Annotated in this window: 3 protein-coding genes and 1 pseudogene; all 4 read right to left on the reverse strand. The window is 62.6% G+C overall.

Features of this window, described 5'->3' with window-relative positions; translation table 11 throughout:
• Window positions 1-9,070: pseudogene (locus ACODTW_RS19940) on the reverse strand (hypothetical protein); the annotation flags it as partial.
• Window positions 9,071-9,408: 338 nt separating this feature from the next.
• Entirely contained in the window at window positions 9,409-10,152 is a 744-nt protein-coding gene (locus ACODTW_RS19945; RefSeq protein WP_488947826.1) for a DUF6065 family protein, read from the reverse strand.
• Window positions 10,153-10,186: 34 nt separating this feature from the next.
• The gene (locus tag ACODTW_RS19950; RefSeq protein WP_488947827.1) at window positions 10,187-11,380 is read right to left on the reverse strand and encodes a DUF2336 domain-containing protein; all 1,194 of its coding nucleotides are present in this window, start codon (window positions 11,378-11,380) and stop codon (window positions 10,187-10,189) included.
• Between the two features lie 3 nt (window positions 11,381-11,383).
• A complete protein-coding gene (locus tag ACODTW_RS19955; RefSeq protein WP_488947828.1) occupies window positions 11,384-11,926 on the reverse strand; it encodes a MarR family transcriptional regulator in 543 nt (180 codons plus the stop codon).
• Between the last annotated feature and the right edge of the window lie 147 nt (window positions 11,927-12,073).

Raw genomic sequence — 12,073 nt, forward strand, 5'->3', positions numbered from 1 at the left:
CGCCATCCAGGCTGTCATTGCCAAAGCCGCCGGACAGCGTGTCATTGCCGTCCTGTCCCAGGATCGTGTCGTTCCCCGCACCACCCGTCAGGCTGTCCGCCCCCGTCGTGCCGGTCAGCGACAGGCCGGTGGCACCCTCCGCCGATGTCAGCCGGATCACCCCGGCGGTGCTGCTGTTGTCGATGGTGAACTGGCTGGCCGTATAGCTGCCGGACAGGTCGATGCTGGTGATGCCGGAGCCGTTATGGACATAGATCCGGGTGACACCGCCGCTGGCCGTGCCGACCATCACCTGGCCGGAGGTCAGGCTGCCCGTGCTGTTGCCGCTCAGGATGGTGGTCGACAGGTTCACGTCGCCTTCATCGTCGCGATAGAAATAAAGACTGTCGCCTGACCCGAGATCACTGATGCGGTCGATGCCGTTATTCTTCGCGATGTCGAAGGCGAAGATGTCGTTGCCGCCGCCACCGGTCAGCGTGTCGGCCCCTTCATGGCCGGCCAGGATATTGCCGCTGGCATTGCCGATCAGGATGTCGCCGCCGCTGCCGCCGAACACCATCACCTGTTCGATGCCGATCAGGCTGTCGGCACCGCCATCGCCGTCGCTCTGGCTGCTGTTGCCGCTGCTGTCCTGGGCGGCGATGGTGAAGCTGATGCCGCTGCTTCGGTCGGCGAAATCATAGCGCACGCTGTCCTGGCCCGACCCGCCATTCAGCGTGTCATTGCCGGCGCCGCCGGCCAGCGTATCGTCGCCTGCATTGCCGAACAGGCTGTCGGCACCCGCCCCGCCCAGCACAACGTCGTTGCCGGCCAGCGCGTCGATCGTGTCGGCCCCGCTGCTGCCGGTCAGGAGATCATCACCGGTGGTGGCGCTGCTGCCCGACCCGGTGCCGGTAATATAGATCTGGGCGGACTGGGCACTGTTGTCCACGGCCAGCATGTCGGCCGTATAGGTGCCCGACAGGTCGACGCTGATGATGCCGGCCGACCCGCTGGTGTGGACGTAAAGCTTGGTGATGCCGCCCGTGGCGACGCCGACCATGACGGCGCCCGTGACCAGGCCGACCGTGCTGTCGCCGCTCAGGATGGCGGTCGACAGGTTCACATCCTGCCCTTCGGCGTGGAAGAAGACGATATTGTCGCCGCTGCTGAAATCGGTGATGCGGTCGACGCCGCTATGGTTCTTGTTGATGTCATAGGCGAAGGTATCGTTGCCGGCCCCGCCGGTCAGCGTGTCCGCCCCCTCATTGCCGTCCAGATAGTTGCGGCGCGCGTCACCGACCAGCGTGTCGGCCGCCTGACCGCCCACCACCTGCACCTCTTCGATGCCGATCAGGGTATCGGTGCCGCCCTGGCCATCGGCCTGGCTGCTGTTGCCGCTGCTATCGGCTGCGGCCACGGTGAAACTGACGGCGCCGGTATTGCTGGCGAAGATGTAATGGGCAATGTCGTAATCGGCCCCGCCATCCAGCGTGTCGTTGCCGGCATCGCCCTGCAAAGTGTCCAGCCCGGCCCCGCCGGCCAGACTGTCATTGCCCGACCCGCCATAGAGCAGGTCATTGCCGTCCATCCCGCGGATCGTATCGGCGCTGACGCTGCCGGTGAGCGTGTCATTGCCGGCGGTGCCGGTGGTGGCGAAGGTGGTCAGGCTGATGGTGGTATTGCTGAATTCGACGAACTCCACCCCGGTCAGCCGGGCCTGCCCGCTGGCCAGGGTGATGGTGAAGCTGCCATCGCTGTTCTTGGCGATCGGGGTGCCGGTGGCGGTGTAGGTGGCGGCGAAGCTGGCGATATCGGTGCCGCTGCCACCATCCAATGTCTGATTGCCATTCCCGGCAACCAGCACATCATTGCCGTCGCCACCGATCAGGCTGTCATCGCCCTGCAGCCCACCGAAAAGCCTGTCATCGCCGGCTCCACCCGACAAGGTGTCGTTTCCGCTGTCGCCATAGAGTGAATCATTGCCGGACCCGCCGATGAGCAGATCGGCCATGCTGCCGCCCTGCAGGCTGTCATTGGTATCGCCACCGGTCAGGCTGTTGCGACCGGTGTAAAGTCCATTGATGCGGATGGATTCGATATTGCTGAAGGTCAGCGTGCCACCGGAACTGTCGGTGATGGTGCCGGCCCCCACCGAGACGGAAATGCCGGTGCCGGTGTAATAGCCGATTTCCAGCGTATCATCGCCCGCCCCGCCATCAATGACATCACCCTGCGGCCGGCCCGGCAGGATCAGGTCATTGCCGCCGCCCGCCATGATGCTGTCGGCGCCAAGGCCGGCGGCGATCATGTCGGCATTGGCGCTGCCGGTCAGCGTATCATTGCCAAGCCCCAGATTGACGACGCTGAACCCGGTGCTGGACAGGGTGACGACATCGGCGCCCGCCGTACCTGTCAGGATCAGCAGGCTGCTGTCGGTGAAATCGGCCCGCTCCACCCCGCTCAGGTAAAAGGACTGCGATCCCGTATTGTTGAGCGCATAAATGCTGACGCCGTAGATATTGCCGCTTTCGGGGTCCCACTCGCTGTGGTCGATGTTGGCGCCGGTGGAGGAGATGGGCAGGATGGCGAGGTCGTTACCCTCGCCGCCATGCAGCGTATCGGATCTGCCGGCCCCCACCAGCGTATCGTCGCCGGCCCCGCCGGACAGAAGGTTGATGCCGCTGCCGCCGTCCAGCCGGTCATTGCCGCTGCCGCCATAAAGCGTGTCGTTGCCGAGCCCGCCGCTGATCGTGTCGGCGCTGACCGTGCCGGTGATGGTGTCGTTGCCCGTCGTCGCGCTGCCGGTAATGCCGGTGCCGATGCGGATATGGGCACCGGTGCCGTCATTGGTGATGTCTAGGTTCGACGGGATGAAGCTGCCGGACAGATTGATGGCGATGGTGCCGGCTGTGCCGCCGACATTGACATAGAGCGTTGTCGATCCACCCGACGCGGCCAGCATGCGAACGTCACCGACGGCCATGCCGCCGCTGCTCGTGCCTGACGCGATGGACGGATTGAGTGTGACGGTGCCGGTCTCATTGTAGAAATAGAGATCGTCGCCACTGCTGAAATCGGTGATGGTGTCGGTGCCTACGGCGATGTTCTTGCGGAAGGCAAAGGTGTCGTTACCGGCCCCGCCGGACAGCATGTCGTTGCCGCCGCCGCCGATCAGGGTGTCTCTACCGGCGGCACCCTCCAGAATGTTGGGCCGCGCGTCGCCCGTAATCGTGTCATTGCCGGAACCGCCGACGACGGAGATGATTTCGATGGAAGAGAGGTAGTCAGATGTGCCCGAGCCGTCTGGTTGGACGCTGTCGCCAAAGCTATCGGCGGCAACGACGGTGAAATTGATACCGGTGCTGACGTTGGTGAAACGATAAACGGCGGTATCGCGGCCAGGACCGCCATGAATAATGTCCAAGCCGTAAAGGCCTTCAATTGTGTCTGGCCCACTTTCGCCAAAGAGAGATTCCGATCCAAACCATCCAACGATGGAATCGGCTCCATAACCCCCATAAAGCATCACATCGATGGAGCCGGCTGTAATGGTGTCCGGCCCGTACGATCCGGAAGCTGTATCAATTGAATATATATTACGACCAGGAAGTATCGATTCTGGTGGCAATATGTAAACGGCATTTGTAGCCATCATGTTGGTGGCATTGACATTTTCCAGTATAATTTTTGTTGAAAAATCATATAGAGAGCCGCTGCCATCTCTGTCTACCTGCAACAAGGTATCTGTGCCGCTTTGGAACAGGCGCAGATAGCCGGCGGCGATGGGGTCACCGCCTTCATAACTGTCCGCAATCTCCAGCACGGCACTGATATACAGAACGTCACCGCCCGCGCCGGCCGTAAAATCGCTGATCCGGTAGGGCGCGACGCCGGTGTCGCTGGATGCCGACAGAAAAACGAAGGCGTCCTGGCCCGCGCCGCCGATCAGAACCGACGGGATGCTCTGAAGAACGATAAGATCATTGCCGGCGCCTCCATCGACAGTGCCACTACCGGCAACATAAAGATAATCATTGCCATTACCGCCAGAAATCGTATCGCCATTGCTTGTCAAATAGATGGCATCGTTTCCATCTCCGCCAATCACGAGGTCCTGGCCGCTTCCACCCGCCAAAGTGTCATCGAAGGGGCTGCCTGTAATCGTATCATTCCCTGTTGATCCCAAAATGGAGATGGCTTCGATGCTGATCAGTGTGTCGGTACCAGCGAACCCATCGATAATGGTGGATGTGCCCCCCGACACAAAATTCGAGAAATCAAGCGATAGGCCCGTGGGGAATGTACCGTTGCTGTAAACGTATTGGGCAACGTCGTTTCCGACCCCGCCATCCAGCCGATCACTACCGCTGCCGCCATAAAGCGTGTCGTTGCCGGCTAGGCCACTGATCGTGTCGGGGCCGACCGTGCCGGTGATGGTGTCGTTGCCGGTAGTGCCGGTGATGGCAAAGGTCGTCAGGTCGATGGTGGTGTCCGAGAAGAAGGCGGATTCCACCCCAGACAGTTGGACGGTGCCGCTGGCATGGCTGATGGTGAAGCTGCCATCGCTGTTCTTGGTGATTGCGGCACCGGTGGAGGCAACAGTGAGGAAGGTGACAAGGTCGGTGCCGCTGCCCCCATCCAGCGTATCGTTGCCATTCCCGGCATCCAGTAAATCATTGCCGTCACCGGCGCTCAGGCTGTCATTGCCGTCGCCGCCGAAAAGCATGTCATTGCCGGCACCGCCCGAGATGGTGTCGTTTCCATTGTCGCCAAACAGGGTATCGTTGCCGGACCCGCCGATCAGCAGATCGGCCAGCGAGCCGCCGATCAGTCTGTCCTGCGTGTTGCCGCCGGTCAGGCTGTTCGCGCCGGCATAGTTGCCCTGGATGGAGATGGCTTCGATATTGCTGAAGCTTAGCGAGCCGCCCGAACTGTCGGTGATGGTCCCGGACCCGACCGTGACCGTGACGCCAGTCCCGCTGAGATAACCGAACTGCAGCGTGTCATTGCCGGCACCACCATCGATGACGTCGCCCTGCGGCCGGCCGGGCAGGATCAGATCGTCGCCACTTCCGGCCAGGATGCTGTCGGCGCCGAGACCTGCGGCGATGGTATCGGCATTGATGCTGCCGGTCAGCGTGTCGTTGCCGGCTCCCAGATTGATGACGTTCAGCCCCGTGCCGGACAGCGTCACGGCATCGGCACCGGTCGTACCCGACAGGATGGACAGGGTCGTGTCGGTGAAGCTGACCTGCTCGACCCCGCTGAGAGAATAGGATGGCGACCCCGACGTGCCGGGCGCATTGATGGAAAGGCCCTCAAAATTGCCGCTATCCTTGCCCCAGATGTTGGAACTGATGATAGCCACGGTCGAGGCGACGGGCAGGATGACGATGTCATAGCCGTCACCGCCCTGCAGCGTGTCGGACGTCCCACCACCGACCAGCGTATCGTCACCGGCCCCGCCGGACAGAAGGTTGGCGCCGCTGCCCCCATCCAGCCGGTCATTGCCGCTGCCGCCATAAAGCGTGTCATTGCCGAGCCCGCCGCTGATCGTGTCGGCGCTGACCGTGCCGGTGATGGTGTCGTTGCCCGTCGTCGAACTGCCCGTGATGCCGGTGCCGATGCGGATATAAGCTGCTGCCCCTTCATTGGTGACGTTCAGGTCAGACGGGGTGAAGCTGCCGGTGAGCTTGATGGCGATGGTGTTAGCGGTGTTGCCGACATTGACATACAGCGTTGTCGATCCACCCGACGCGGCCAGCATGCGCACGTCGCCAAGTTCCATGCCGCCAGTACCCAGCCCGATTGAGGGATTGAGCGTGACAGGACCGCCACCATTGTAAAAATACAGTTCATCACCGCTGCCGAAATCGCTGATGGTGTCGGAGCCGACGGCACTATCGTTGGTGTAGGCAAAGGTGTCGTTGCCGGCTCCGCCGCTCAGCGAGTCGTTTCCATCCCCGCCGCTCAGCGTGTCATTACCATCCCCGCCGCTCAGCGTGTCATTACCATCCCCGCCGCCCAGTGTGTCATTACCATCCCCACCGCTCAGCGTGTCATTGCCCTCCCCGCCGCTCAGCGTGTCGTTGCCGACCCCGCCGCTCAGCGTGTCATTGCCTTCCCCACCGATCAGGGTGTCGCTGCCATTGCTGCCAGCGATGCTGTCGTCGCCGACATCCCCTCGGAGCTCACCCATGCCATTAATGAAGTCATTGCCGGACCCGCCCTGTAGCAGGTTGCTGCCGCTGAAGTCTGTCAGCGTGTCATTGCCGGCCAAGCCCTGAATCGTATCGTTGCCCGTGCCACCCGTAAGGCTGTCGTCACCTGCCGTCCCCATGACCGAGAAGGCCGTTGGATCGAATTGCGGGCTGAAATTTGCGGCGGTCAGGGCGGTGGGGCTTACATTCTGCAGCCGAAGCAGGGTGTTGGGGTTACTGCCTGTGGCGATACTGTCGCGATCATAGATCAGCAGGGTGTCAGTTCCGCTCTGCTGCAGTAGCAGATAGCCGGCGGTGAAAGGGTTGCCGCCCGTGTAGGCGGTGATTTCCGTCAGCAGGCCAGTCAGGTCGATCCGATCGCCATCGGCGCCAGCGGCAAAGTCGGTGATCACAGTGGGGGAGGCAGGGTAAATACTACCATTCCCCGAGCTCAAGACATAAGTGTCCTGCCCGCTGCCGCCGGTAATTGTGACGGTCGCTCCCGTCAGGGAAATGATGTCGTTGCCGTCTCCGGCATCGACTGTCAGCCCGCCGGATCCGCCGCCCAGAATATAAATTGTGTCGTTGCCGGCGCCGCCTTCCACAGAACTGTAGTAGCTGGCCCGCAAAAGGTCATCCCCATCGCCACCTCTCAGGGTGCTGACACTGCCCGCGTAATAGAAATAGTTATTGTCCGTGGAAAGCGAGTCGTTGCCGGCGCCACCGTCCAGCAGGTCGATACCGACGTCGCCGTACAGGGAATCATTGCCATCACCACCGCTCAGCGTGTCATTGCCGGTGCTGCCGGTGATGCTGTCATTGCCGGCATCACCCTGCAGGGTGCCAGCGCCAATTAGCTGATCATCGCCGGATCCGCCCAGCAGCAGGTTGGTGCCGCTGGTGTCGGTCAGCGCGTCATTGCCAGCACCACCATTCAGCGTGTCATTGCCGAGAGCGCCCTGCAGGCTGTCACTCCCAGACCCGCCATCCAGGCTGTCATTGCCGGCACCGCCATAGAGCGTGTCGTTGCCGTCCAGGCCCAGCAGCGTGTCATGACCACCGCCACCCGTCAGACTGTCAGGACCGCTTGTTCCGGTCAGTGACAGGTCAGCGTTGCCCGTACCCCCCGTGGGGCTGTACCCAGGACTGAAATTGTCGGCGGTCAGGCTGGTGGCGGTGACATTCTGCAGGCGCAGCAAAGTCTTGGCCGCATAGCCCGTGCCGGCCCCGTCGCGGTCATAGACGATCAGCGTGTCGGTCCCGCTTTGCGTCAGCTGCATATAGCCGGCGGTGAACGGATTACCGCCCGTGTAAGCGGCCACCTCTGCCAACACCCCGTTCAGGTCGACTACATCGCCACCGGAACCGGCCGTGAAGTCGATGACCAGTGCCGGGGAGGACCCGGAATAATTGCCAATCCCCGAATTCAGCGTATAGCTGTCCTGTCCACTGCCGCCGGTGATTGTGGCAGGCGCGCCCGACAGGACGATGATGTCATCGCCCCCACCGGCATCGACCGTTACCCCGCTGGCCAGAACGTAAACCGTGTCATTACCAGCGCCGCCTTCCGCCAGATCGCCGGAAGCAGCATAGAGACGGTCATCCCCATCGCCACCGCGCAGGGTGTTGGAGAAGGCGGTGTTACTCGATATTGTATAATCTCCCGCCAGGAGATCGTTGCCTGCCCCGCCCTCCAGCAGGTCGGTCCCGAAATTGCCCAATAGCGTGTCGTCGCCGTCGCCACCGATCAGGGTGTCGTTACTGGCGCCGGCATTAATGCTGTCATCGCCGGCGCCGCCCTGAAGCGTGCCGTCGCCGGATAGAAAATCATTACCAGATCCGCCCAGCAGCAGGTTGTTGCCGCTATAATCGTTCAGCATGTCGCTGCCATCGCCGCCATCCAGCGTGTCGTTGCCAGCATTGCCCACGAGGCTGTCGCTTCCCGATCCGCCTTCCAGGCTGTCATTGGCGTACCCACCGGTCAGGGTGTCATTGCCATCCAGACCAAGGACAGTATCATTGCCCGCCCGACCTGTCAGACTGTCACTGCCCGTTGTTCCTGTCAGCGACAGGCCGGGCGTGCCCGTGCCACCCGTTGCATTGTAATTGGGGCTGAAATTGGTGGGGTCCAGGCTGGTAGCAGTAACATTTTGCAGCCGCAGTAGACTGGAGGCAGTATAGCCGGTACCGGTCCCGTCGAAATCGAACATGACCAGTGTGTCGGCCCCGCTCTGCACCAACTGCGCATAGCCGGCAGTGAACGGGTTGCCGCCTGTGTAGCCGCTGCTGACCGACAGCAGCGGGGTAAGGTCGATGATGTCGCCACCCGAACCGACGGTGAAATCGGTAATCACATTGGGCGTTCCCCCAGACGAACCGAATGTCCACGGGTTCAGGATATAAGTATCCTGTCCACTTCCCCCTGTAATGCTGGCGGCCCCTGCCATCACTGTGATGACATCATTGCCGTCGCCGGCATCGACCCTCACGCCATATGCCCAGATATCGACGGCGTCATTTCCGGCCCCGCCCTGAACAGAATCGCCAAGGGCCGGAATTATTTTGTCATCGCCATCGCCGCCCCGCATGGTATTTGGGAATTCAGATCCAGCGGAGGACATATATTGTCCCATAATTGTATCGTTGCCGGCACCGCCTTCAAACAGGTTGGATCCATAGAGATCGACCAAGTGGTCATTGCCATCGCCGCCGGTCAGCGTGTCATCACCCGACCCGCCATTCAACGTGTCGTCGCCGAGACCGCCTTGCAGGTCATCCGCTCCATTCCCGCCATCCAAATTGTCATTGCCGGCACCGCCATAGAGCGTGTCGTCGCCAAACGCTCCGGTAATGCTGTCATCGCCCGTGGTGCCGGTAATCGTGCTCATGGCGGAAGGCCCCATTCATGCTGGCCGTGGCGGTGCACGGCATCTGCCAATTGGATTTTTTGAAATGTGACGGCGCGGCGCGTCCGTGGCTGAATGCTCAACCGCGCGGGGAATGCCGTGGGGGATCGGTCTTGCCGATGGCGCAAGGGGCGCGTGACGGACCTGTCGATGCGTATCTGTGCATGCTGTTCGCCCACCCCAAGCGTGTGGCAGCCAGACTTTGGCCACCGCCCCCATTCCCCCGGGATTGCCCCACAATCCAGGGAAGAAAAGAAGGTTACTATGGGGTTGATGAGGCGGCAACGACTTCCGGTTGGTGCAGGCCTGCTGTATCGCGCTTATTCCGGCGTCCGCCTATCGATGAAACCGGGGGCGCGCAGCTTGATCAAGTGGTCCGGATCACCGGCCGACCCATCCGGATTGAGGCCCAGATAATAGCTTTTCTGCCATTTCTCCGCCTGTGCGGCCGATCCGGGCTGCATCAGGTCGCTGTTGAAACGCTGCCGTCCCGATGCCCAGTCATTGTAGCGCTGCTGCAATTCCGGGTTCTCCGACAGGGCGCGGATCTCCGGCTCCACCCCTTCCAGAAAACGCCGTTGCACGGGAAAAATATGACAGAACGGCTCGTTTTTCTCGAATCGCACGGGCCGGTTCGCGCCCGTGAATTTCCAGTTCATGGTGAAGGTATAGGGCGCCCAGTCCGTCTCGATCACGCCGGACAGGGGGGCGATGGCGTCCTTGGGGCTGTTCACCGGTCCCTGCGCCATCAGGCTCCATCCCGGTTCGGTGCGGAACAGGGCGTGGACATGGAAGGTCAGCACGCCCGACCCGAAATGGCTGATCGCCGGGGCCGTGGTGCCCGGATCGGGGATGATGGTGATGGCGTTTGTGTGGGTTTCCCCGTTCCAGACGGCGGAGAAACCCGACGGGCAGAGCAGTTCCCAGCCATGGGCATTGGCGATGTTCAGCGGCAGGCAGCGATAGGCGAAGCTCTGCGGTGTCTCGTCCATCCAGGTGCGCGTGGCAGGCGCCGGGCGCATCAATGGGGCCTCGCCCTGGATCGGATAGCAGATCAGCTTCATGATTGACGGTTCCGGCCTGGACGGTAAGGGCGTGTCAGGCGCGCATGGGGTTGAAGGCGCCACCGATATCGATGCCGGGCTGGTCGGCGATCTGCATCAGCAATTCGTCCACCTCCCGCTCCGCCGTGTCGGCGAACCGGTCATAGAGTGTTTCCAGCACCACCTGCTGGAAACGTTCGCGCGTGCAGTTGCCGCCGGCATAGTCGGTTTCCAGCGCCACCTGCTGTGCGGTCCGGAAGGGAGAGGTGAGGACGCCCGGAATGGCGGCCGCATCCATCAGGCAATGCAGTCCCAGGATGCCGTCATCCCAGGCCAGGATCCCGGCCGCCTGCGGCGTGATGTTGGCGCGCGCTGCCATGCCGGCCACGAACAGTTCCAGATCCCCCGCGCACAGCGCCCGGAACAGGACCTGCGGCGTCAGGCGGCCCTGGCGGTAGAGATGCTTGGCCACCATTTCCGCGTCGTCGCGCGACAGCAGCAGCGGTTGCAGCACGCGCAAGGTCGCCGCCTCCCGTCCGCCTTCGGCCAGGCGCTTGGCCAGGGCGGGTTCGATATTATGGTCGCGGATCAACTGCTGGCGCACATCCTCCGACACCAGCGCGATCATGCGTTCGACCACGGCCAGCGTCACTTCCGGCCGGGCGGCGACGCTGTCGGCCACGATGCGGAACTGGCCGAACCGCTCCGCCGCGCGTTTCAATGTCGCCTCGCGCACGGCGGCACCGCGATTGCGCAGCAGATGGACGACGGTCAGGACATTGCCCGTTTCCACCAGGGCGGCCGACACGGCTTCCGACACGGTGCGCCGGCCCGCGATGGCCAGCTGCTTCTGCGGGTCACGTTCGGCCACAATCTCCAGCAGCAGCTGTTCGGGCAGGCCGTCCACATATTTCAGGATGGGCACGGCCACCTGCGCCACGTCGCGGGCCAGCCGTTCGGCCATGTCGCCGGTCAGGACGGGGCTGTTATGGATCTGCCAGGCGACGGCGGCCCGCACCTCCATCTCCGCATCCGTCGCGAAGGCGCGCAGCACATCCAGCGCCAGCCGCTGTTCAGCGGCCGTCAGGTCGCCTTCCTCCATCTCCAGGACCAGCTTGGTCATGGTTTCGATACGCGCCCGGGCACCGGGCTGGTTCAACAGCCGCTCCACATCGCTGCTGGTCAACCGGGCGCGGAGGATGGGGCGCAACGGGGTTGTGGGGTCCCCGGCAGTCGGGGTCATCATCATCGATCAATCCTGGCCGCGGCTGTCATAGCGGACGACATCGCCCCACAGACGTTCCAGACGCCGCAGCATGCGGTACGTCGTTTCCAGATCCTGGGCGTCGGCGGGGCTGCGCAGCAACTGCTCCGACTGGCGGGATTCCAGCTTGCCGATCTCCGCGCACAGCCATTCACCCTTTTCCGACAGGCGCAGGCGGGCGGCGCGGCGGTCACGGGCCGATGCACCGCGGTCGACATAACCCTGTTCGACCAGATGCTTCAGATTATAGCTGGCATTGGAGCCCAGATAGTAGCCGCGTTCCATCAGGTCGCGGACCGTCAGCTCGTCATGCCCGATATTCAGCAGCATCAGCGCCTGCATCGGGCTGATATCATCCACGCCGATGCGGCCCAGTTCCACCCGGATCACATCGTGCAGGCGGCGCTGCATATGGTCGATGACGCGGGCGATGTCGCCATACAGCGCCACCTCGCTGACGGGGGCCACGCCGATCGTCGACGCCTTGTCATGTTCGATCGGCGCCTCGCCGATGCGCGTCAACCTGATCATCGTCCCCAAACCCCGTCCATCATCGCCAGCCGCCATGCTTGCCTCCTGACCCGCCGCCTGTCGGGGCGGGCCGTCCGACCATCCGATGCGCCGGACGTCAACCCATAGATTAGCGTTTGTGGTTTCCATCGCCAAGCGCAAGCTCCG

The sequence above is a fragment of the Niveispirillum sp. FG148 genome, assembly GCF_057809655.1.

Excerpts from the sequence above, each read along its gene's own strand:
- ACODTW_RS19945 (WP_488947826.1), bottom strand. The coding sequence starts at position 10,152 with ATGAAGCTGATCTGCTATCCGATCCAGGGCGAGGCCCCATTGATGCGC.
- ACODTW_RS19950 (WP_488947827.1), bottom strand. The coding sequence starts at position 11,380 with ATGATGATGACCCCGACTGCCGGGGACCCCACAACCCCGTTGCGCCCC.
- ACODTW_RS19955 (WP_488947828.1), bottom strand. The coding sequence starts at position 11,926 with ATGATCAGGTTGACGCGCATCGGCGAGGCGCCGATCGAACATGACAAG.